The organism is Actinophytocola sp. NPDC049390 (assembly GCF_044466355.1).
In the GTDB taxonomy this organism is placed as follows: Bacteria; Actinomycetota; Actinomycetes; order Mycobacteriales; family Pseudonocardiaceae; genus Actinophytocola.
The window spans coordinates 93,158-115,980 of the sequence record NZ_JBITMQ010000018.1 but is presented as its reverse complement, the minus strand read 5'-3'; the positions used below and the strand labels follow the sequence as shown (position 1 = coordinate 115,980).

General features: G+C 70.3%; 18 protein-coding genes. 17 read left to right on the top strand and 1 reads right to left on the bottom strand.

The features are described 5' to 3' along the window. From xylA to ACIBVP_RS38605, 12 genes are all read left to right on the top strand, one after another. On the top strand, positions 1 to 1,158 hold the full coding sequence (gene xylA / locus ACIBVP_RS38660) for a xylose isomerase (RefSeq protein ID WP_396111462.1): 1,158 nt from the start codon (positions 1 to 3) through the stop codon (positions 1,156 to 1,158). Between the two features lie 197 nt (positions 1,159 to 1,355). Next, positions 1,356 to 5,879 carry a ThuA domain-containing protein gene (locus ACIBVP_RS38655; RefSeq protein ID WP_396111461.1) on the top strand — a complete coding sequence of 1,508 codons (4,524 nt, stop codon included), beginning with the start codon at positions 1,356 to 1,358 and terminating at the stop codon, positions 5,877 to 5,879. A gap of 74 nt (positions 5,880 to 5,953) precedes the next feature. Then, positions 5,954 to 7,258 carry an inositol-3-phosphate synthase gene (locus ACIBVP_RS38650; RefSeq protein WP_396111460.1) on the top strand — a complete coding sequence of 435 codons (1,305 nt, stop codon included), beginning with the start codon at positions 5,954 to 5,956 and terminating at the stop codon, positions 7,256 to 7,258. Then, positions 7,255 to 8,106 carry an SCO3242 family prenyltransferase gene (locus ACIBVP_RS38645; protein ID WP_396111459.1) on the top strand — a complete coding sequence of 284 codons (852 nt, stop codon included), beginning with the start codon at positions 7,255 to 7,257 and terminating at the stop codon, positions 8,104 to 8,106. The genes ACIBVP_RS38650 and ACIBVP_RS38645 overlap by 4 nt, the downstream gene beginning before the upstream one ends. After that, on the top strand, positions 8,103 to 9,572 hold the full coding sequence (locus tag ACIBVP_RS38640; RefSeq protein ID WP_396111458.1) for an EboA domain-containing protein: 1,470 nt from the start codon (positions 8,103 to 8,105) through the stop codon (positions 9,570 to 9,572). Before ACIBVP_RS38645 ends, ACIBVP_RS38640 begins: the two co-directional genes overlap by 4 nt. Further along, positions 9,569 to 10,435: a TatD family hydrolase gene (locus tag ACIBVP_RS38635; protein WP_396111456.1), complete on the top strand. Its 867-nt coding sequence runs from the start codon at positions 9,569 to 9,571 to the stop codon at positions 10,433 to 10,435. Before ACIBVP_RS38640 ends, ACIBVP_RS38635 begins: the two co-directional genes overlap by 4 nt. Further along, a complete protein-coding gene (gene eboE, locus ACIBVP_RS38630) occupies positions 10,432 to 11,568 on the top strand; it encodes a metabolite traffic protein EboE (RefSeq protein WP_396111455.1) in 1,137 nt (378 codons plus the stop codon). Before ACIBVP_RS38635 ends, eboE begins: the two co-directional genes overlap by 4 nt. Beyond that, entirely contained in the window at positions 11,565 to 12,953 is a 1,389-nt protein-coding gene (locus ACIBVP_RS38625) for an alkaline phosphatase family protein (protein WP_396111454.1), read from the top strand. Before eboE ends, ACIBVP_RS38625 begins: the two co-directional genes overlap by 4 nt. Beyond that, positions 12,950 to 13,954: a sugar phosphate isomerase/epimerase family protein gene (locus ACIBVP_RS38620; RefSeq protein ID WP_396111453.1), complete on the top strand. Its 1,005-nt coding sequence runs from the start codon at positions 12,950 to 12,952 to the stop codon at positions 13,952 to 13,954. The genes ACIBVP_RS38625 and ACIBVP_RS38620 overlap by 4 nt, the downstream gene beginning before the upstream one ends. Positions 13,955 to 14,096: 142 nt before the next feature. After that, positions 14,097 to 14,933, top strand: a complete 837-nt coding sequence (locus ACIBVP_RS38615) for a sugar phosphate isomerase/epimerase family protein (protein ID WP_396111452.1) — start codon at positions 14,097 to 14,099, stop codon at positions 14,931 to 14,933. A gap of 67 nt (positions 14,934 to 15,000) precedes the next feature. After that, positions 15,001 to 16,401: a xylulokinase gene (gene xylB, locus ACIBVP_RS38610; RefSeq protein ID WP_396111451.1), complete on the top strand. Its 1,401-nt coding sequence runs from the start codon at positions 15,001 to 15,003 to the stop codon at positions 16,399 to 16,401. A gap of 80 nt (positions 16,402 to 16,481) precedes the next feature. Further along, on the top strand, positions 16,482 to 16,832 hold the full coding sequence (locus tag ACIBVP_RS38605; RefSeq protein ID WP_396111450.1) for a hypothetical protein: 351 nt from the start codon (positions 16,482 to 16,484) through the stop codon (positions 16,830 to 16,832). 5 nt (positions 16,833 to 16,837) lie between these two features. Here the strand turns inward: ACIBVP_RS38605 and ACIBVP_RS38600 are convergent, their stop codons facing one another. Continuing rightward, positions 16,838 to 17,314 carry a hypothetical protein gene (locus ACIBVP_RS38600; protein ID WP_396111449.1) on the bottom strand — a complete coding sequence of 159 codons (477 nt, stop codon included), beginning with the start codon at positions 17,312 to 17,314 and terminating at the stop codon, positions 16,838 to 16,840. Between the two features lie 106 nt (positions 17,315 to 17,420). Here ACIBVP_RS38600 and ACIBVP_RS38595 point away from each other — a divergent pair, with 106 nt between their 5' ends. The 5 genes from ACIBVP_RS38595 to ACIBVP_RS38575 all read left to right on the top strand — a co-directional run bounded on the left by ACIBVP_RS38595 (position 17,421) and on the right by ACIBVP_RS38575 (position 22,763). Then, entirely contained in the window at positions 17,421 to 18,596 is a 1,176-nt protein-coding gene (locus tag ACIBVP_RS38595; RefSeq protein WP_396111448.1) for a saccharopine dehydrogenase family protein, read from the top strand. Between the two features lie 164 nt (positions 18,597 to 18,760). Further along, positions 18,761 to 20,077, top strand: a complete 1,317-nt coding sequence (locus tag ACIBVP_RS38590) for a hypothetical protein (protein WP_396111447.1) — start codon at positions 18,761 to 18,763, stop codon at positions 20,075 to 20,077. Then, positions 20,074 to 21,069, top strand: a complete 996-nt coding sequence (locus ACIBVP_RS38585) for a hypothetical protein (protein WP_396111446.1) — start codon at positions 20,074 to 20,076, stop codon at positions 21,067 to 21,069. Before ACIBVP_RS38590 ends, ACIBVP_RS38585 begins: the two co-directional genes overlap by 4 nt. Continuing rightward, positions 21,066 to 21,437 (top strand): hypothetical protein, encoded by a 372-nt coding sequence (locus ACIBVP_RS38580; RefSeq protein ID WP_396111445.1) that lies wholly within the window; start codon positions 21,066 to 21,068, stop codon positions 21,435 to 21,437. Before ACIBVP_RS38585 ends, ACIBVP_RS38580 begins: the two co-directional genes overlap by 4 nt. A 177-nt stretch (positions 21,438 to 21,614) precedes the next feature. Further along, positions 21,615 to 22,763 carry a BMP family protein gene (locus tag ACIBVP_RS38575; protein WP_396111444.1) on the top strand — a complete coding sequence of 383 codons (1,149 nt, stop codon included), beginning with the start codon at positions 21,615 to 21,617 and terminating at the stop codon, positions 22,761 to 22,763. The last annotated feature ends 60 nt before the right edge of the window (positions 22,764 to 22,823 follow it).

The following is a 22,823-nucleotide window of genomic DNA, read 5'->3' as shown; positions in this document are numbered from 1 at the left end:
ATGAGTGATTACACACCGCGTCCGGAGCACAAGTTCAGCTTCGGGTTGTGGACGATCGGGTGGCAGGGGGTTGACCCGTTCGGTGTCGCGACCCGCGCACCGATGGACCCGGCGTACGCGGTGGAGAAGCTCGCGGAACTCGGCGCGTACGGCGTCACGTTCCACGACGACGACCTGATCCCGTTCGGGTCGTCGGAGTCCGACCGGGAGTCGCGGATCGCGAGCTTCCGCAAGGCGCTCGACGCCACCGGCCTGGTCGTGCCGATGGCGACGACCAACCTGTTCGCCCACCCGGTGTTCAAGGAGGGCGGGCTCACCGCGAACGACCGGGACATCCGGCGGTTCGCGCTGAAGAAGGTCCTGCGCAACCTGGACCTGGCCGCGGAGCTCGGTGCGAAGACCTACGTGCTCTGGGGCGGCCGCGAAGGCGCCGAGTCCGGGGTCGCGAAGGACACCCGCGCCGCGTTGGACCGGTACAAGGAGTCGCTGGACATCCTGTGCGCGTACGTGCGGGAGCAGGGCTACGACATCCGGTTCGCGCTGGAGCCCAAGCCCAACGAGCCGCGCGGCGACATCTTCCTGCCGACGATCGGGCACGCGATCGCGTTCATCTCCGAGCTGGAGGAACCGGACCGCGTCGGCCTCAACCCCGAGGTCGGGCACGAGCAGATGGCGGGCATGTCGGTGGTCCAGGGCTACGCGCAGGCGCTGTGGCACGGCAAGCTGTTCCACATCGACCTGAACGGGCAGAACGGTCCGCGTTACGACCAGGACCTGCGGTTCGGCAACGGTGACGTGAAGTCGGCGTTCCTGCTGGTCGACCTGCTGGAGCACGGCGGCTACGACGGCCCGCGCCACTTCGACTTCAAGCCCGGCCGGATCGAGGACGAGGCCGGTGTCTGGGAGTCGGCGAAGGGCTGCATGCGCAACTACCTGATCTTCGCGGAGAAGGCGCGGGCGTTCCGCGCCGACCCGGAGGTCGCGGAGGCGCGTGCGGCGGCCAGGGTGGACCAGCTGTCGGAGCCCACGCTCGGCGCCGGGGAGAGCCTCGCGGACCTGCGCGCGGAGGAGCTCGACATCGACGCGGCCGCCGCTCGCGGTGCGGGCGTGGAGAAATTGGACCAGCTCGCACTCGAGCACCTATTCGGCACTCGTTAAGTCCGTACGGAAAAGCGGCGTCGCCCGACCGGCACGTCAGGCGACGCCGCAACACGGAAAGGAGTTCAAAACCCTTCTCGCGGTCCCCATTCGGTGAGAACAAGGAGAAGTTACCAGTGCGAGGGATCAGTAAGAGTAAGAATGCGGTCAAACCACCAGGGGTGAGGCGGGGACTACGCGGCGCATCGCGTTTCGCCGTGGCCGGACTGGCTTTGCTGACGGGAGTCGGTGTCGCCTCCGCGCAGCCGGTGAGCGCCTCGTCGGCCGAGGCCGATGCCACCGTCCTGGTGTTCTCCAAGACCGCGGGCTTCCGCCACGACTCCATTCCCGCGGGTATCGCCGCCATCAAGACGCTCGGCGAGAGCGAGGGGTTCGCCGTCGAGGCGACCGAGGACGCCACCGCGTTCACGGCCGACAACCTGTCGCGATTCGCCGCCGTCGTGTTCCTTTCCACGACCGGTGACGTGCTGAACGCCGACCAGCAGACCGCGTTCGAGAACTACGTCAACGGCGGCGGCGGGTACGCGGGCGTCCACGCGGCCGCCGACACCGAGTACGACTGGCCCTGGTACGGCTCGCTCGTGGGCGCGTACTTCCAGTCGCACCCGGCGATCCAGGAAGCCACGGTGGACGTCACCGCGCGGGACCACCCCTCGTCCGCGCCGTTGCCGTACCAGTGGACCCGCACCGACGAGTGGTACAACTACCGCTCCAACCCGCGGGCGAACGTCAGGGTCCTGGCCACACTGGACGAGTCGAGCTACGACCCGGGCAGCGGCGCCATGGGCGACGACCACCCGATCATGTGGTGCCACGCGCAGGAGCAGGGCCGCTCCTGGTACACCGGCATGGGCCACACGCAGGCGTCCTACGCGGAGCCCGAGTTCCTCGCCTCGCTGGCGGGCGGCATCAGGTACGCGGCCGGTCTGGAAGCCGCCGACTGCGCCCCCGCCGACGGCGGACCGACCGAGCCACCGGTCGACGGCGACTTCGACCAGATCACCCTCGCCAAGGGCGAGCCGAGCACGGGTGAGCCGATCGCGCTCGCCGTGCTGCCCGACCGCAAGGTGATCCACACCTCCCGCGACGGCCGCGTCTGGCTGACCACGCCGGAGGCCACGACCACCCTCGCCGGCCAGATCCCCGTGTACAACCACGACGAGGACGGCCTGCAGGGCGTCGCCATCGACCCGGACTTCGCCACCAACCGGTGGGTGTACCTGTACTACGCGCCCCCGCTCGACACCCCGGCCGGTGACGCGCCGGAGAACGGGACCGCGGCGGACTTCGAGCCGTTCAAGGGCCACAACCAGCTGTCCCGCTTCAAGCTGGGCGAGGACGGCAAGCTCGACCTCGCGAGCGAGCAGCAGATCCTGCAGGTCCCCGCGGACCGCGGCATCTGCTGCCACGCCGGTGGCGAGATCGACTTCGACGGGGCGGGCAACCTGCTGCTGTCCACCGGCGACGACACCAACCCGTTCGCCTCGGACGGCTACTCGCCGATCGACGAGCGGAGCACGCGCAACCCGGCGTTCGACGGCCAGCGGTCGGCGGCGAACACGAACGACCTGCGCGGCAAGATCGTCCGGATCACCGTCCAGGCCGACGGCTCGTACACCGTCCCCGACGGGAACCTGTTCGCGCCGGGCACCGAGAAGACCCGCCCGGAGATCTACGCGATGGGGTTCCGCAACCCGTTCCGGTTCGCCGTGGACAGGGAGACGGGCTGGATCTACCTCGGTGACTACGGTCCGGACGCCGGTTCGGCGAACCCCGCGCGTGGCCCGGCGGGCACCGTCGAGTTCAACCTGATCAAGGAGCCGGGCAACTACGGGTGGCCGTACTGCGTCGGCGACAACCAGCCGTTCATCGACTACGACTTCGCCACCGGCACGTCGGGGTCGGCGTTCGACTGCGCGGCGCCGAAGAACGAGTCCCCGAACAACACCGGTCTCGTGGACCTGCCGCCGGTGCAGCCGGCGTGGATCCCGTACGACGGCGGTTCCGTGCCGGAGTTCGGCACCGGTGGCGAGTCGCCCATGGGCGGCCCGGTGTACCGGTACGACCCGGCGCTGGACTCGCCGACGAAGTTCCCCGAGTTCTACGACGGCAAGAACTTCGCCTACGAGTGGGACCGCGGCTGGATCAAGACGATCGAGGTCGGCGCGAACGGCGAGCGCGGCGCGATCGAGCCGTTCTTCGACTCGATGGCGCTGACCCGCCCGATGAACATCGAGTTCGGCCCGGACGGTTCGCTGTACGTGCTGGACTACGGCAGCGGCTACTTCGGCGGCGCGCCGGACTCGGCGGTCTACCGGATCGACTACACCAAGGGCAACCGGACCCCGGTGGTGGAGCTGGCGGCGGACAAAACGTCCGGCCCGGCGCCGCTGACCGTGCGGTTCGACCCGACGGGCACGGCCGACGAGGACGGCGGTGACCTGACCTACGCGTGGGACTTCGACGGGGACGGCACGACCGACTCCACCGAGGAGACACCGGTCTCGCACACCTACGAAACGCCGGGCCAGTACACCGCGCACCTGGCGGTGACCGACGAGACCGGGCTGACCGGCGCGGCGAGCGTCGTGGTCACGGCGGGCAACACCGCCCCCACCGTGAAGCTCGACCTGCCGGTGAACGGCGGCTTCTTCGGCTACGGCGACACCGTGCCGTTCAAGGTCACCGTCACCGACCCGGAGGACGCGTCGATCGACTGCTCGAAGGTGACCGTGGAGTACATCCTCGGCCACGACAACCACGGGCACCCGCTGTCGCGGGCCACGGGTTGCGAGGGTGAGATCACCACGCCCGCCGACGAGGGCCACGGCCTGGACGCCGACGTGTTCGGCGTGATCAACGCGAGCTACACCGACACGGGTGCGCCGAACGCCCCGGCGCTGACCGGCTCGGACGAGATCGTGTTGCAGCCGAAGCTGAAGCAGGCCGAGTTCTTCACCGAGAACAACGGCACGCAGATCGTCAACGCGGCGGGTGCGAGCGGCGGCAAGCGCGTCGGCTACATCGACAACGGTGACTGGATCTCCTTCGACCCGATCAACCTGACCGGCGTCGACGCGATCGGCTACCGGGTGTCCTCGGGTGGTTCCGGCGGCACGATCACCGTCCGCAAGAACGCGGTGGACGGTCCGGTGGTGCAGACCGTGCAGGTGGCCAACACCGGCGGCTGGGACAACTACGTGGACATCCCGCCCGCGCCGATCACCGACCCGGGTGGCACCGGCCCGCTGTACCTGGTGTTCTCCGGCGGGTTCGACGTGGACAACATCCAGGTGCAGGGTGACGGCGTGGCCGGCCCGGCCGACCCGCGGGAGTGCACGCCGTTCACGCCGGAGGCGGGCTACCGCGCCCTCTACGACGGCACGGCGGCGAGCCTCGGGAACTGGAAGATGTCCGGTCCCGGCGAGTTCGTCCAGCAGGAGGACTGCACGATCCTGTCCACCGGCGGCATGGGCCTGCTCTCCTTCGAAGAGGAGTTCAACGCCTACAGCCTGAAGCTGGACTGGAAGATGGCCGGGGACGACAACTCCGGCATCTTCGTGGGCTACCCGGAGCCGGGCGACGACCCGTGGGTCGCGGTCAACCAGGGCTACGAGATCCAGATCGACGCCACGGACGCGCCGGAGAAGACGACCGGTTCGATCTACTCGTTCCAGTCGGCGGACATCGCGGCCCGTGACGGCGCGCTCAACCCGCCGGGTGAGTGGAACGCCTACGAGATCCAGGTCGTGGGGCAGACCATCAAGGTCTTCCTCAACGGGGTGCTGATCAACGACTTCACCAGCACCGACCCGGCCCGTGACCTCACGCAGGGGTTCGTCGGCATCCAGAACCACGGCAACGGCGACGACGTCTGGTTCCGGAACATCCAGATCAAGGAACTCGTGGACGAGACCGCGCCGGTCACGACCGCGACCTTCGCGCCGCCCGCGTCGACCGGCTGGCACCCGGGCACCGTCCCGGTGTCGCTGACCGCCGAGGACGAGGGCCTGGGTGTCGAGTTCATCGAGTACAAGCTGGACGGTGGCGAGTGGACCCGCTACACCGGCACGGTCGACGTGACCGGTGACGGTGAGCACACGCTGCTGTACCACGCGGTGGACCGGGCCGGTAACTCCGAGCCGTCGAAGGCGGCGACCATCAAGATCGACGCCACGAAGCCGACGCTCATGGTGGCCGGCGTGGCCGACGGGTACATCTACGGCGACGCCTCCGACGTGGTGCTGTCGTGGCACGCGGAGGACGCCACGTCCGGGGTCGCCTCGGTGACAGGGGCGCTGGACGGTGCGCCGATCACATCGGGGCGGGTGCTCGCGCTGTACCAGTTGCCGCTGGGCACGCACGGGTTCACGGTCTCCGCGACCGACACCGCGGGGAACGTGACGTCCCAGTCGCTGACCTTCGCGACGACCACGTCCCTGCGGGACATCAGGCAGCTGCTGGACCGCTTCCGGGCGACCAACCGGTTGTCGCAGTCGGCGTACCAGCAGCTGAAGAGCCTGCACGCCAAGGCCGCCAAGGCGGAGGCGAACGGGAACGACACCAGAGCGGTGCGTTACCTGGGCACGTTCGTGCAGCTGGCCACCGACGAGACGCTCGTCGGTGACGAGGATGTGCGCGCGGTCCTGGAGCGTGACGCCGAAGCGGTCATCGACGACATCGAGGGGACGAGTGCGCTGCCCCAGGCGATGACCAGGTGAAGCAGCCGGTGGGTCCGCGGTGTCGCACCGCGGGCCCACCGGAGTCACCTTTTGTTCGAGGAAGGAATTGCGGGATGGCGGGAACGGGTTTGTGGCTGGTCGGGGCGCGGGGCTCCGTGGCCACGACGGCCGTGGTGGGTCTGCTCGCGTTACGGGCGCGGCTCGTCGAGCCGGTCGGCTGCGTGACGGAGCGCCCCGAGTTCGCGGGCGTGCCGTTGGCGGCGTGGGAGGACATCGTGGTCGGTGGCCACGACGTCGTCCACACCCCACTGGAGAAGCGTGCCGAGCAGCTGGCCGACGCGGGCCTCATCCCGCACCGCGTACTGGCCGCCACGGCGACGGGCCTGCGCGCGGTGGACGCCCGCATCCGCGACGGCTACCACCCGGCGACGCACACGGGCGCGCAGGCCGACGCGGTGGCGCGGCTGGTGGCGGACATCACGGCGTTCCGGGCCACGCACGGCCTCGACCGCGTGATCGTGGTGAACGTGTCGTCGACGGAGCCGCCGGTGCCCGCGGTTCCCGAGCACTCCTCGCTGGACCTGCTGGAGGCCGCGCTCGCCGACCCGGCGAGGTCGGTGCTCCCGCCCAGCTCGCTGACGGCCTACGCGGCACTGCGGGCCGGTTGTCCCTTTGTCGACTTCACCCCGTCCCCGGGCGTGCGGCTGCCGGTGCTGCACGACCTGGCCGTGTCGCTGGGCCTGCCGTACGCGGGCTCGGACGGCAAGACCGGCGAGACCCTGCTGCGGACGGTGCTCGCCCCGATGTTCACCGCGCGTGCGCTGCGGGTCCGGTCGTGGGCGGGCACGAACCTGCTGGGCGGCGGCGACGGCGCCAACCTGGCCGACCCGGTGCAGGCGGCGGGCAAGCTGGAGTCGAAGGCCCGCGGCCTGGCGTCCCTGCTCGGCGAGGGCGTGACGGCGCCGCTGCACATCGACAACGTGCCGGACCTGGGCGAACAGAAGACGGCGTGGGACCACGTGTCGTTCGAGGGCTTCCTCGGCGCCCGGATGAACCTGCAGTTCACGTGGACGGGCCTGGACTCGTCGCTGGCCGCGCCGCTGGTGCTGGACCTGACGCGCCTGACGGCCGCCGCACACGCCGCGGGCCAGTCGGGCCCGCTCGCCTCGCTCGCGTTCTTCTTCAAGGACCCGGTCGCCACCGAAGAACACCGCTTCGCGCAGCAGACCGACATGCTGACCGAGTGGACGCGGACACTTGTCCACAACGAGCCCACCTATCCACAACCGACGGGTAACAACCCGGACCAGTCACCCCCCACCGATAAGATGGCAAGGCGGGACGCCCCCGGGAACGGGTGGGGGTCGGGTAACGCGCGCGCGAGCGACGGCAGCAGTGCCGACGGAGCCGCGTCGTGAAGGCGTTTCTGCAGCTTGTCAGGGCTCCCGCCGCGTTGACCGTCATCGGCGACACCGTCGCCGGGGCGGCCGCGGCGGGCAGGCCACTTCGCGGCAGGCGCTTGCTTCTCCCGCTGTCATCGGCATCCTTCTACTGGGCCGGGATGGCGCTCAACGACTGGGCCGATCGCAAGCTCGACGCCGTCGAGCGACCCGAACGGCCCATCCCGTCGGGGCGCGTCAGCCCCGACCAAGCACTCGCGGTCGCCGGCGGGCTCACCGCCGCGGGCCTGGGCCTGGCCCGCGCCGCCGGCGGCCGCGACACCCTCACGGTCGCCGTGCCCCTCGCGGCGGCGGTCTGGGCGTACGACACCTACCTCAAGAAGACGCCCGCCGGCCCCGCCGGCATGGCCGCGTGCCGCGCGCTCGACGTCCTCATGGGCGCCGGCGCGTCCGGTGCGCGCGCGGCCCTGCCCAGCGCGATGGCCGTCGGCGGCCACACCTACGGCGTCACCGCCCTGTCCCGCGGCGAGGTGCACGGGGCCTCCCCCAGGACCGCGCGCGCCGCGTTCGCCGGGACCGTCGCCACCGCCGCCACCTCGATCATCGGTGCCCGCACCTGGCGTGACCGGCTCGCCGCGCTCGCGTTCTCCGGCGCCTACTCCGGGCTCGTCGGCCGCGCCCAGTACGGCGCGACCCAGGACCCGTCCGCGCCGACCGTCAAGGCCGCCACCATGGCGGGCATCCACGGCATGGTCCCGCTGCAGGCCGCGCTCGCCGCCCGCCGCGGGTCGCTCCTCGGCGCGGTCGCGGTCGCCGCCGCGCTGCCCGTCGCACGCAGGCTCGCGAAGAAGGTGAGCCCGACATGAAGCTCGGGTACGGGACGAACGGCTTCGCGAACCACCGGCTCGACGACGCGTTGCGGATCATCGCCGACCTCGGCTACACCTCGGTCGCGCTCACGCTCGACCACCACCACCTCGACCCGTACGGCGAGGACCTCGCCAAACAGGTCGACCACGTGGCGAACCTGCTCGACCGGCTCGGCCTCGCCAGCGTCGTCGAGACCGGCGCCCGCTACCTGCTCGACCCCAGCCGCAAGCACCACCCGACGCTCGTGTCCGAGGACACCGAGCGGCGCGTCGACTTCCTCGTCCGCGCGCTGCGCATCGCCGCCGGGCTCGGCTCCGACGCCGTGTCGTTCTGGTCCGGCATCCGCCCGGCCACGGTGGACCCGGAGACGGCGTGGCGGCGCATGCGGGTCGGGGTCAGCCAGGTGCTCGACGCCGCGTCCGAACTGGACGTTCCGCTCGGCCTGGAACCCGAGCCCGGCATGTTCGTCGAGCACCTGTCCGACGCGCTGCGCCTCCGCGAGGAACTGGGCGCACCGCGGCTGCTCGGCATCACGCTCGACGTCGGCCACTGCGTCGCCGTCGAGCCCGTCGACGCGCCGACGTGCATCCGGCGCGCGGGCGACCTGCTCGTGAACGTCCAGCTCGACGACATGCGCCCCGGCGTGCACGAGCACCTCGAGTTCGGCGAGGGCGAACTCGACCTGCGCGCCACCCTGGCCGCGCTGTCCGAGATCGGCTACACCGGCGTCGCGGCGGTCGAGCTGCCACGGCACAGCCACGCGGCGCCGATCGTGGCCACCCGCGCGCTCGTCGCGTTGCAGACAGCACTGCAGGACGCGCCGGCGCCGGAGAAGAACCGCGATGACCCCGATCCGGAGTGGGTGAGCAAGGTGGACCATCCCTGGCTCGTCGAGGCCGAGCAGAAGATACGCCGTGACCCGGCGGCGATCGCCGCGTTGTTCCCGGCCGTCGGCCGCAAGGTCGGCCGCGCGCCGCTGCGTCCCGAGACCGACCCGCAGGGCCTCGTGCACGGCACCGTCGACGACCTCGCGCGCATGTGCCTGCTGGCCGTGCTCGCCGACGTGCTCGACGCGGGCAAGCTCGGTGAGGAGATCACGCAGCTCTACCGGTACGGCGACGACGCCGAGCGCCGCGGCGTGCTCCGCGGCCTCGCCTCACTGCCGGAGGCGACCGTGGCGACCGGGCTCGAACTCGTCAAGGACGCGTTGCGCGCCAACGACATCCGGCTCGTCGCCGCCGCGATGGGCGACTTCGCGGGCAAGCACCTCGACGCGCACAGCTGGCGGCACGGCGTGCTGAAGTGCCTGTTCGTCGGCGTGCCGCTCGCCGCCGTGTCCGAACTGGACGGCCGCACCGACACCGAGCTGTTGCGCATGGTCGGCGACTACGCCGAGGAACGCAGGGCGGCGGGCCGCGAGGTCCCCGCCGACGCCGTCACACTGCTGGAGGCACGCCCGTGAGGATCTTCGACCCGCACATCCACATGACCTCGCGGACCACCGACGACTACGAGGCCATGTTCGACGCCGGCGTCCGCGCACTGGTCGAGCCCGCGTTCTGGCTCGGACAGCCCCGCACCAGCGTCGCGTCGTACACCGACTACTTCGACTCACTGATCGGCTGGGAGCGGTTCCGTGCCGCGCAGTTCGGCATCCGCCACCACTGCACGATCGCGCTGAACCCCAAGGAGGCCAACGACCCGCGCTGCCGCGAGGTGCTCGACGTGCTGCCGCGTTACCTCGCGAAGGACGGTGTGGTCGCGGTCGGCGAGGTCGGCTACGACTCCATGACGCCCGAGGAGGACGAGGTGTTCTCCCGGCAGCTCGCCCTCGCGATCGAGCACGAGCTGCCCGCGCTCGTCCACACCCCGCACCGGGACAAGCTCGCCGGGACGCGCCGGACGCTGGACGTCGTCAAGGAGTCCGGCATCGAACCCGGTCACGTGCTCGTCGACCACCTCAACGAGCCGACCGTCGGGGTCGTCCACGAGTCCGGCTGCTGGATGGGCTTCTCCATCTACCCGGACACCAAGATGGACGAGAAGCGCATGGTCGCGATCCTGCGGCAGTACGGCACCGAGCGCATGATCGTGAACTCGGCCGCCGACTGGGGCCGGTCCGACCCGCTCAAGACCTACAAGACCGGGCTCGCCATGCTCGACGCCGGGTTCACCGAAGCCGACGTCGACAAGGTGCTGTGGCAGAACCCCGTCGAGTTCTACGGCCAGTCCGACCGGCTCGTGCTCGACGAACTGCCCGGGTTCTCGCCGTCGGCTGAAACGTTCGCCGGCAACTCGGTACTTCGCGGCGGCGGCAACACATGACCCCGCTGTCCTACTGCACCAACGTGCACCCGGCCGAGGACCTCGCCGGTGTGCTGGCGCAGCTCGACCGCTACGCCGAGCCCGTCCGGCGCCTCGTCGGCGTCGACGTGCTCGGCCTCGGCCTGTGGCTGCCCGCCGCACTGGCCGGGGAACTGGCGGCCGACCCGTCGCTGCGGACGAAGTTGCGTGCGGAACTGGACGCGCGCGGGCTGGAGGTGTACACGCTCAACGCCTTCCCGTACGGCGGTTTCCACGACGACGTGGTCAAACACTCCGTCTACCGTCCGGAGTGGACCGACGAGGCGCGGCTGCGGTACACGGTCGACTGCGCCACCGTGCTGGCCGACCTGTTGCCCGATTCCGCGACATACGGCTCGATCTCGACGCTGCCGCTCGCGTGGCGCACGCCGTGGTCGACGTCCGACGACGAGGTCGCCACCGCCGCGCTGACGTCGCTGACCGCGACGCTCGACCGGATGGCCGCCGAACGCGGCAGACCCATCCGGCTCGCGGTCGAGCCGGAGCCGGGCTGCGTGCTCGACACCGTCGCCGACGCCGTGGCGTGGCTCGCGCCCCGTGTCGACCCGCGCTACATCGGGTTGTGCCTGGACACCTGCCACCTCGCGGTGTCGTTCGCCGACCCGGCCGACACGGTCGCCGAGATCTACCGCTCTGGTCTCGAGGTCGTGAAGGTGCAGGCCTCCGCGGCGCTGCAGGTCGAGAACCCCGACACCGGCCCGGCCCGGCTCGCGCTCGCCGACTTCACCGAGCCGCGCTACCTGCACCAGGTGCGGGAACGCACGTCGACCGGGGAGGTGCTGGCGGCGGACGACCTGCCGCAGGCGATGACCGAGCTGCCCGGCCGCAACCCGTGGCGCGTGCACTTCCACGTGCCGCTGCACGCCCGGCCCGCCGCACCGCTGTCGGCGACGACGGACGTGCTGCGCACCGCGGTCACCACCTTGGCGTCTACTGTGGACGGTGTGCTGCCGCACGTCGAGGTGGAGACCTACACGTGGAGCGTGCTGCCCGAGACCGCGGGCAACGGCGGTGACACGGCACTGATCAGGGGCATCGCCGCGGAGCTGCGCTGGGCCGTGGCGAACCTGCTGGAACCGGGAGGAGTTCGATGACACAGCTCGTTGTGGTCGACGTGGTCGGGCTGACGCCGAAGCTGTTGCGGCACATGCCCAACCTGCGGGCGCTCGCGCACACCGGGTGGCAGGCCGAGCTGGGCACGGTGCTGCCCGCGGTCACGTGCAGCGCGCAGTCGACGTTCCTGACCGGCGCCATGCCGCGCGACCACGGGATCGTCGGCAACGGCTGGTACTTCCGCGACGTCGGCGAGGTGCACCTGTGGCGCCAGCACAACAAGCTGGTGCTGGGCGAGAAGGTGTGGGAGACCGCCCGCGCGGCGAAGCAGGACTTCCAGGTCGCGAACGTGTGCTGGTGGTACGCGATGGGCGCGACGACCGACATCACCGTGACACCGCGGCCGATCTACCACGCGGACGGCCGCAAGTCGCCCGACGCGTACGTGCGCCCGCCCGCCCTGCACGACGAGTTGGTCGGTGCGCTGGGCGAGTTCCCGCTGTTCCAGTACTGGGGTCCGACGGCGTCGCTGGCGTCGAGCGAGTGGATCATCGGCGCGTCCAGGAAGATCCTGCGTGAGCACCACCCGGACATGCTGCTGGTGTACGTGCCGCACCTGGACTACGACCTGCAGCGCTTCGGCCCGGACGCACCGCAGGCCACCCGGGCCGCCCGCGAGATCGACGCGGCGCTGAAGCCGCTGCTGGACGACGCCCGCAACGCAGGCGCGACCGTGGTGGCGCTGTCGGAGTACGGCATCACGAACGTGCGCAGGCCGGTGGACATCAACCGGCTGCTGCGCCGCGAGGGCCTGCTCGAGGTGTACACGCAGGACGGCATGGAGTACCTGGACCCGTGGGTGTCGCGCGCGTTCGCGGTGGCCGACCACCAGGTCGCACACGTGTACGTCGGCGACTCGGCGGACCTCCCGCGCGTCAAGGACATGCTCTCGCGGCTCGCCGGGGTCGACGAGGTGCTGGACCGCGCGGAGCAGGCCAAGTACGGCATCGACCACGAGCGCTCGGGGGAGCTGGTCGTCGTGGCGGACCCGGACGCGTGGTTCACCTACTACTACTGGCTCGACGACGACCGCGCGCCGGACTTCGCGCGCGGCGTGGAGATCCACCGCAAGCCCGGCTACGACCCGGCCGAGCTGTTCTTCAACCCGGCGGACAAGCTGGCGAAGGCCAAGGCGGGGCTGAACCTGGTGAAGAAGAAGGCGGGCCTGCGGTACGCGATGCAGGTGGTGCCGCTCGACCCGGCCCCGGTCCGCGGCTCGCACGGCAGGTTGCCCGACTCCGCCGACGACGGCCCGGTCCTGCTGTGCTCGGTGCCGGACGCGGAGCCGGGAGCCGCGGTGTCCGCCACCGGCGTACGTGATCTTTTGTTGCAGTTGCAGGGAATTCCGGAGGGAGTCCGACGATGAGTCGACCAGTCACGTTGTTCACCGGCCAGTGGGCCGACCTTCCTTTCGAGGAGGTGTGCAAGCTCGCCGCGCAGTGGGGTTATGACGGGCTGGAGATCGCGTGTTCCGGTGACCACTTCGAGGTCGACCGCGCGCTCGCGGAGGACGACTACGTCCAGAAGAAGCTGGAGCAGCTGGCTTCCCACGGCCTGAAGGTCTGGACGATCTCGAACCACCTGGTCGGCCAGGCGGTCTGCGACGACCCGATCGACGAGCGCCACAAGAACATCCTCCCGGCCCGCATCTGGGGCGACGGCGAACCCGAGGGTGTGCGCCAGCGCGCCGCCGAGGAGATGAAGGACACCGCCCGCGCCGCGGCCAAGCTGGGCGTGAACACGGTGGTGGGCTTCACGGGCTCCAAGATCTGGAAGTACGTGGCCATGTTCCCGCCGGTGTCCCAGGAGGTCATCGACGACGGCTACGCCGACTTCGCGCGGCGCTGGAACCCGATCCTGGACGTGTTCGACGAGGTCGGTGTCCGCTTCGCGCACGAGGTCCACCCGTCGGAGATCGCGTACGACTACTGGACCACGAAGAAGACCCTCGACGCCGTCGGCAACCGCGAGGCGTTCGGCCTGAACTGGGACCCGAGCCACTTCATCTGGCAGGACCTGGACCCGGTGGGCTTCATCCTCGACTTCGCGGACCGCATCTACCACGTGGACTGCAAGGACACGAAGAAGCGGTTCGACGGCCGCAACGGCCGCATGGGCAGCCACCTCGCGTGGGCGGACCCGCGCCGCGGCTGGGACTTCGTGTCCACCGGCCACGGCGACGTCCCGTGGGAGGAGTCGTTCCGAGCCCTGAACGCGATCGGCTACCAGGGCCCGATCTCCGTCGAATGGGAGGACGCGGGCATGGACCGCCTCCGCGGCGCGGAGGAAGCGGTCACGTTCATCCGGGCCCACCTGTTCGACAAGCCGGACGCGGCCTTCGACGCGGCGTTCTCCACAAAGGACTGACGCGGTCCGTGGTGGGGCGGCGATCGGTTGCCCCACCACGGATTCGGCCCCCGGTCCGTCCGGTCACGAACCGGTTCGTGATTCACCCCATCTCCACCCCGTCCCAATGGAGGGATCTGTCGTGGCTATTTCGAGAAGGTCCATGCTTCGTGGTGCCGCCGGTGCCGCTCTCGCGGTCGGCGCTGCCGGGGCTCTGCCCGGCATCGCGTCGGCCGAGGAGGCCGGGCGGGGCGGGCACCGGGGCCTGCGCGTGCCGAAGGACAAGATCAGCATCCAGCTGTACACCCTGCGGTCGATCCTCGAAACCGATCTCGAGGGCACGCTCGACGCGCTGGCCGACATCGGGTACCGCAAGGTGGAGCTCGCCGGTACCTACGGGCGCAGCGCCACCGAGTTCCGGCAGCTCCTGGACGCCCGCCGCATCAGGGCGACCTCCACGCACGTCGGCATCGACGGTGACATCGACCAGGCCATCGCGGACGCGAAGATCCTCGGCAACCTGCGCAGCAACGTCGCGTGGGCGAACTTCGGCACCATCGCCGAGTGGGAGGCGTTCGCCGACCGGCTCGAGGCCGCGGGCAAGGCGTACCGGCGCGCGGGCATCGGGTTCGGCTACCACAACCACAACCACGAGTTCCAGGCCATCGACGGCGTGCGGCCGTACGACGTGCTGACCGGCCGGACCTCCCGGCGGAACGTCAGCCTCGAGATGGACCTGTACTGGGTCGTGGTCGCCGGCGCGGACCCGGTGCACGAGTTCTACAAGATCGCGGGCCGCGTCAAGCAGTACCACGTGAAGGACCGCGCGCCGGACGGCGGCTTCGCCGACCTCGGCGAGGGCACCATCGACTTCCGGCGGATCTTCCGTGCGACCCGGCCGCTGGAGGTCGAGGAGTACATCGTCGAGAACGACCAGCCGGTGGACGCGCTCAAGTGCGCCGAGACGGGCTACGACTACCTCGCCAACCTGCGGTTCTAGGACGCGGCGTTCGGCCGGTCCGCGTGGTGGCCGAACCCGCATAGACTCGATCTCGGAGGTGTTGACCATGCCGCTGGTGGTCGGGGTCGACTCGTCGACCCAGTCCTGCAAGGTGGTTGTGCGTGACGCGGAGTCCGGCGCCCTCGTGCGCAGTGGTTCCGCCCCGCATCCCGACGGGACCGAGGTGGCCCCGGCGGCGTGGTGGACCGCGCTGCGGTCGGCGATCGACCAGGCGGGCGGCATCGACGATGTCGCCGCCGTGTCGGTCGCCGGCCAGCAGCACGGCATGGTCTGCCTGACCGAGACCGGCGAGGTCGTCCGGCCTGCGCTGCTGTGGAACGACACCCGTTCCGCCCGGGCCGCGACCGATCTCGTCGACGAGCTGGGCGGCCCCGCCGCGTGGGCTGACGCGGTCGGCGTCGTGCCGGTCGCGTCGATGACCGCGAGCAAGCTCCGCTGGCTCCGCGACCACGAACCCGACGCGGTGGCCCGCACCGCGGCCGTGTGCCTGCCACACGACTACCTGACGTGGCGCCTGTCCGGCGGCGGCCTCGACCGCCTGACCACCGACCGCGGCGACGCGTCCGGCACCGCGTACTTCTCCGCCGCTACCAACACATATCGCACCGACCTCCTCGAGTTGGCGTTGGGCAAGGTGCCTGCCTTGCCGAAGGTGCTCGGCCCGTCCGACGACGCGGGCCGCACCCCGGCCGGTGCCCTGCTGGGTGCGGGCACCGGCGACAACATGGCCGCCGCGCTCGGCGTGGGCGCCGAACCGGGTGACGTGGTCGTCTCCATCGGCACGTCCGGCACCGCGTTCGCGGTCGCCGACAAGCCGTGCGCCGACGCCGCCGGACTGGTGGCCGGGTTCGCCGACGCCACCGGCCGCTTCCTCCCGCTTGTGTGCACCCTGAACGCGGCCCGCGTACTGGACGCGGTGGCCCGCATGCTGGGCGTCGACCACGACCGGTTCGCCGAGCTCGCGCTGTCCGGCCCACCGGGAGCCGACGGCCTCACCCTCGTCCCGTACCTGGAGGGCGAGCGCACCCCCAACCTGCCGGAAGCCACGGGCGCGATCCACGGCCTGCGCCTGGCGAACGCGACCCCGGCCCACCAGGCTCGCGCGGCCGTCGAGGGCATGCTGTGCGGCCTGGCGGACGCATTGGACGCCCTTGTGGCACAAGGCGTCCGCACCGACCGGGTGCTGTTGGTCGGTGGTGGCGCGCGGTCGGCGGCCGTCCGCCGCATCGCCCCCACCGTCCTCGGCCGCCCGGTGCTGGTCCCGGAGCCCGGCGAGTACGTGGCCGACGGCGCCGCCCGCCAGGCCGCGTGGGCTCTCGCGGGCGGCAACGCCCCACCCAACTGGCGGCTGGGCGCGACGCAACGCGTCGACGGTGATGTCACTCCCGGCCTACGCGAGCGCTACGCGGAGGCCCGGGAAAAGATCGTGGATCGCGGCCCGGCCTGAGTCGGACATATCGCGCCTGCTAGAACTGCTGGTACCAACGGGCTGACCCGCGGCCTGGCAGACCCAAGGGAGTAGTTCTCGTGGAGTTCGTCCGCCTCCTTCTGGTGTTCCTGCACCTGCTCGGCATGGCGCTGCTGGTGGGGATGTTCCTGGTTCAGCGCAGGCAGCCCGCGGATGCGCCGCTGAGCCAGGGCTGGCTGCACGTCGCCGCGCTCCAGCTGATCACCGGGCTGGCCCTGCAACTCCTGGCGCCGACCACGGACCAGGACTACAACGGGATGAAGCTCGGCATCAAGACGCTGATCCTGCTGGTGATCGGCGTGCTGGCCCTCGTGTACGTGATCCGCCGAGTGCCCGCCCCGAAGTGGTTGCCGCCGTCGCTGGTCGGACTCGTCGTCGTGAACGTGGGTATCGCTGTCTTCTGGACCTGACCGGCCTACGTGGACTGGCTGCGCAGGATGCTGAGCACTTCGGACATCTGACTGTCGATCGTGTCGAACCGCACGTCGTGTGCGGCGACCAGTTGCCTGAGGCGCTCGAGTTCCTCGCTGTGGTCCCGCGTGTGGCGGCTGTAGAGGTTCATTTTCGACTCGAGGAGCCTGAGCGACTGCTCGTGCTCGGGGGGCAGGAAGTCGAGGGGCGACGACAGGCTGACCGCAGGTGACTGGGTGAGAATCCGCTCCAGACGGTTGAAGCGTTCGTCGACTCGGGTCGTGAGGTTGCCGACTTCGGTTGTCAGGTTGTCGACGTTGGTTTCGACACGGCCGACTCGGGTCGAAAGGTTGCCGACCTCCGTTGTCAGCCGCTCGACGCCGGCATCGGTTTTCTTGCCCTGCTTGTAGATCTCCTCGATGTCGTTCTTGTTCTGTTCGCATCTGCGAGTCAGCTCTTGGGATGTGTTGAAGAAGGCCACGGATCGGATCCTAACTTCGGGGTGGCCGCGCTGGGCGGCTTCACATTTGTGTCGGTAGGGTGGTTACTGGTCGGTAGGTTCATGGGCTCGCGGAGGGTGTTTGCGCATGTCAGTGGGTCGGGAGTTCGACGTCGTGCTCTTCGGTGCCACCGGGTTCACCGGGGGCCTCACGGCCGAGTACCTGGCGGCGCATGCGCCCAACGGATGTCGGTGGGCGATCGCCGGTCGGTCGCGGGAGAAGCTCTTGGCACTTCGGGAGCGGCTCGCCGAAATCAACCCCTCGTGTGGTGATCTCGACTTGCTCGTCGCGGACGTGACCGACCGTGAATCCCTGCGGGCCGTTGTCATGCGGACCCGGGTGGTCGTCACCACCGTCGGGCCTTACTTGCGTTACGGGGAACCACTTGTCGCTGTCTGTGCGGAGACCGGAACCGACTACCTCGACCTGACCGGTGAGCCCGAGTTCGTCGACCGGATGTACCTCGACCACCACGACGCCGCTGTCGCGAGTGGAGCGCGGATCGTGCACTCCGCCGGGTTCGACTCCATTCCTTACGACCTCGGGGTGTTGTTCACCGTCGAACAGCTGCCCGAGGGGGTGCCTCTGGACGTCCAGGGATACGTGTCCGCTTCCGCGTCCTTCTCCGCCGGGACCTACCACTCCGCGATCACCGCGTTCTCCCGGTTGCGGCAGATGTCCGCCATCGCCCGCAGGCGGCGTCAGGTGGAGGGGCGGCCCGAGGACGGCCGGGTCGTCCGTGGCGCCAAGGGACGGCCCCGGTTCGAGAAGGACGTCGAGTCGTGGGTGCTTCCCGCGCCCACCATCGACCCGCAGGTCGTGCTGCGGTCCGCTCGCGTGCTCGACCGGTACGGGCCCGCGTTCCGCTACGGGCACTACCTCGCGGTCAAGAAGCTGCCCGTCGCCGCCGGGATCGTCGGCGCCGTCGGGGCCGCGGTCGTGCTCGCGCAGGTGCCGCCGACCCGCGACTGGATGCTGTCGCGCATGGCGTCCGGGGACGGGCCGACGCGGGAACGCCGCGACAAGGCCTGGTTCCGGGCGCGGTTCGTCGGCACGGGCGGTGGCCGCCGGGTGGTCACCGAGGTGTCCGGGGGTGACCCCGGCTACGGGGAGACCGCCAAGATGCTGGCGGAGTCGGCGCTCTGCCTCGCCTTCGACGACCTGCCGAAGACCTCGGGTCAGGTGACGACGGCTGTCGCGATGGGGGACAAGCTGATCCGCCGACTGGTGCGTGCCGGGTTGGCGTTCCGGGTGGTGGAGTGAGTCGCTGCATGCCGTCGATCGTGCCCCGGAACGCCGACGGGCGCCGGGGGCCGACGCGGATCTGTGGACAAGTCGGCCGGCTGTGGACAACTCGGCCGGATGGCCGGGTGTGATTCGGCGAACTGTCGGTCGTGGGTGGTAGGGGGCGTGAGAGGCTGCCGGGCGTGCGTGTGTTGAAAGCGCTCGCCGGCCTGCTCCTCGCCGGTGGCGTCGCGGCGGGGGTGGCACCGCAGGCAGTGGCCCAGCCCCAGGAGCGACCGCCCAAGCTGGACGTTCAACAGGCCATCCGCGAGCTGGCCGACCAGCGGATCCACCGTGCTCCCGGCGCTGTCGCCACCTTCGACGAGGACCTGGTGCGGTCCGCGCTGGGCGACGACACCTGGCTCGTCGTCGCCCCCTACACGGGCCGCATCGAGGCGGGGAACAACTACGCGGACGGCGACGCCCACGACGAGGAAGTGAGCCGGCCGCTGCGGGAGTGGGCCGAGAAGAACCACAGGAACCTGATTCTTGTCGAGGGCATCAGCGTGTCCCTCCACGGCGACGCCGGCATCATGGCGACCGCCGCGAACATCCCGGAACTGCGGCAGATCACCGCCTACCTCGACGTCACGATCCCGGTGGTCTACGCGGCGCGCTACGCCGACGACGAGGACACGGCGGCGGACTTCGACGTCCCGCTCACCGCGCCCGTGCGGCCCACCACGGCGCAGGTCGACGACCTCGCGGCACGGCTCCGCGCCGACCGCGTCCACAACGCACCCGGCCGGGACGACCCGATCGACCCCCGCATGGCGCAGGTCGCGAAGAAGTACGGCATCGACGTCCGCATCGCCGCGTTCCCCGCGCCCGCCCGCGGCGAGCCGATCGTCGACTACGCGCCTGAGCTGCTCAAACGGTTCCCCGACGACGTCATCATGGTCGCCACCGGCCGATGGCTCGACGTCGCGGCACGCGAACAGGCCAAGGCCGACTCCGCCCGTGACTACGCCTACGGTCGCTTCGAGATCGGGAGCTTCCGGCAGGGCAGCCTCATGCAGGACCGCGTCGGCACCGTTCTCGAACGGCTCCAGTCGCTGCTCAGGAACACCGCGTACGGGCGTCCGCAGCCACCACCGCAACCCCGGCCCCAGCCCTACGACGTGCGGCAGACCATCAACACCTTCACGCCGTGGGTGCTGCTCGGCTCCGCGCTGGTCCTCGGCGGCGCCGGCCTCTACTCGTGGCGCCGGGCCCGGGCGGACCGGGCCGACGTCGAACGGCGGGCGATGCGCAGGGAGAGCGCGCGGGCCATGGCGAAGATCGGTGCGCTGGGCGCGCGGCTGCTCGCCGAGGAGGAACGCGGCGAGACGCCCAACGCGGCCGCCGCGGAACGGCATGCGACCGCACGGCACCTCTACGACGAGGCACTCACCGCCGAGGCGATGGCCGAGGTCACCGCCATCGCCGAGGAAGGGCTCGCCGTGGAGGTGTCGGCGTGAGGGCGAGCACCAGGAAGCGCCTGGAGGTCCAGCTGCGGAAGGACCACTGGTTCGGGCTGCCGCGCTGGCTCGTCGTGGCGCTCGCGGTGGCGGTCCTCATCGGCTACGGCACGTTCGGCAGGCCGACGAAGGAACCGGCGCCGGTGTCCGACCAGGTCCAGACGATCGTCGAGGGCCTGCGCACCACCTCGGTCCACGCGGCGCCGGACTCGCCGGGCAAGGTCGACGTGGCCCGCACGAAGGACCTCATCGGCGACCGGCCCATCGTGGTCGTGCTGCTCGGCGCGAACACGCAGTCCACCTGGGACCCTTTCGACGACCACGGGCCCGATCTGTGCGAGCAGGTCGCGGACGTCGTCACGACCTCGCTCGTCATTCTTTACGGACGTGAATACCACGGCGACTACGGCCCGGACTTCTGCGTCGGCCCGGAGTTCTCGAATCCGCAGAACCCGGTGGAGCCGGACAACTACGACTTCGTACTGATCGCGCGGGCCGAGATCGGCTGGCGCTACCGGGTGACCGAGGACGACCTGTTCCCGCAGATCGAGGAGTTCGTCTTCGCGTTCGACGAGCAGGCCGCGAAGGACTATCCCGGAGGGACGCCGCGCCGGGCGGTGGTGGTGCCGCCGCCACCGTCGCCGGACACGCTGCAGACGTGGCAGATCATCCTGTCGCTCGCGGGCATCCTGGCGGGCACGGTCGCCCTGTTCGTCGCCCTCCGCCTGGTCGCGAGGGGCGTCACGCGGCGGGCCACCCAGGGCGCCGACCTGCGCACGAGGACCGAGGCGGCGAGTGCCCGCATGAACCGGCTCGCCGACGTCGTGCTGCACCCGCCGCCGCCCGAGAACGCCGCGCAGGCACGCAGGCAGGCTGACCTCGCGGGCGAGTACGTGCTGGTCCTGGGCGAGTTCGAGGCGGCGAACACCCGCTCGAAGCTGATCGCGGTCGACAAGCGGCTCGCTGAGCTGGAGAAGGAGACGGTCTCGTGATCTGGGTGTGGATCGGCATCGCCGTGGTGGTCGTGGCGGCGGGTGCGCTCATCCCGGTGCTGTCCGGCCGGGACCACCGGCTGCGCAGCAACGACGAGGCCGTGGCCGCTCGTTCGCGCTACCACCAGCTCGGCCACTACGTCGAGGACGGCGTGGAAGAGCTTGAGGACGAGCAGGCGATGGCGTTGCTGCGAACGGCCTACGAGCGGTACAACACAACAGGTGCGACGCTTGCTCGTGCGAAGACCGAAGAGGACTTTCTGCTGGCCATGCGGATAGCGGAAGAAGGCCTCGTCGCAGTGGCCGAGGCCTATGCCCGAATCGGGCGAACGGGCCCACGGATCAAGAAACAAAAGCGTCACAAATGACCTCACCGCACGCGCGCGATCACTTTCGGTACTAGTCTGCGCGCGCTCGAAGAACGATTGGGTCACGCGGTCCTACGCGGCGGTAGCACTTCCGCGACCGCAGAGTACGGTCTCGCCAATAAGTCGGCGTTCGGCGCTTGGCCGGGCGTGTCAAGAAGAAGGCGGAGGGAGAAAGCCTTGCGCTTCAAGCGGGGAGTCGCGGTCACCGCGATCGCGCTGACCAGCGTGCTGTCCGTGGTCGGATGTGCGAAGGATTCGGGATCCTCGAACAGCCCAGCGGGCGGCGACAACAGCGCCGCGGGCTGCAAGACCGTGGACAAGCCGGCGGCGGCGTCCGGAGGGACGTCCACAACCGACGCCGCGGCAGAGGTGGACGGCAGCGCGCTCAAGGTCGGTCTGGCCTTCGACATCGGCGGCCGTGGTGACGCGTCCTTCAACGACTCGGCTGCGGCAGGCCTGGACAAGGCCATCGCCGACATCGGCGTCAAGAAGGAGAACACCAAGGAGCTGACCGCCACCGACCAGGAGAGCGAGGACGCCAAGCTGACGCGTCTGCGCCAGCTGGCGCAGGAGAAGCACAACCCGATCGTGAGTGTGGGCTTCGCGTACTCGGACGCCACCGCCAAGATCGCCAAGGAGTTCCCGAACACCCAGTTCGCCGTGGTCGACGGCTTCGTCGAGAACGCGCCGAAGAACGTCACGTTCCTGGGCTTCGCGGAGCACGAGGGCTCGTTCCTCGTCGGCGTCATCGCCGCGCTGAAGAGCGAGAGCTGCACGATCGGCTTCGTCGGTGGCGTGAACGTGCCGCTGATCCAGAAGTTCCAGGCCGGCTTCGAGCAGGGTGTGAAGACCGTGTCGCCGGACGCCGAGGTCGTCTCCAAGTACATCACCGAGGCGGGTGACCTCACCGGCTTCGCCGACCCGCCCAAGGGCCAGGTCGCCGCGAAGGGCCTGATCGACCAGGGTGCGGACGTCGTGTACCACGCCGCGGGCGCCTCCGGTAAGGGCGTGTTCGCCGCCGCCAAGGAGGCCAACGTGATGGCCATCGGCGTCGACTCCGACCAGTACAACCAGAAGACGGTCGCCGAGTACAAGGACGTGATCATCACGTCCATGCTCAAGCGGGTCGACGTCGCGGTGTTCGACTACATCTCCGCGGTCGCCGCGAACGACCTCGCCGGCCTGCCGCAGGTCTTCGACCTGAAGGTGGACGGCGTCGGCTACTCCGAGTCGGGCGGCAAGATCGACGCCGACACCAAGGAGTGGGTCGAGGCGTACAAGCAGCAGATCATCGAGGGCAAGATCAAGGTCAAGGACACCCCCTGAGAAAGCCCTGAACGTGTGACGCCCGTGGGTGTGTGGCGAACCAGCCGCGCACCCACGGGT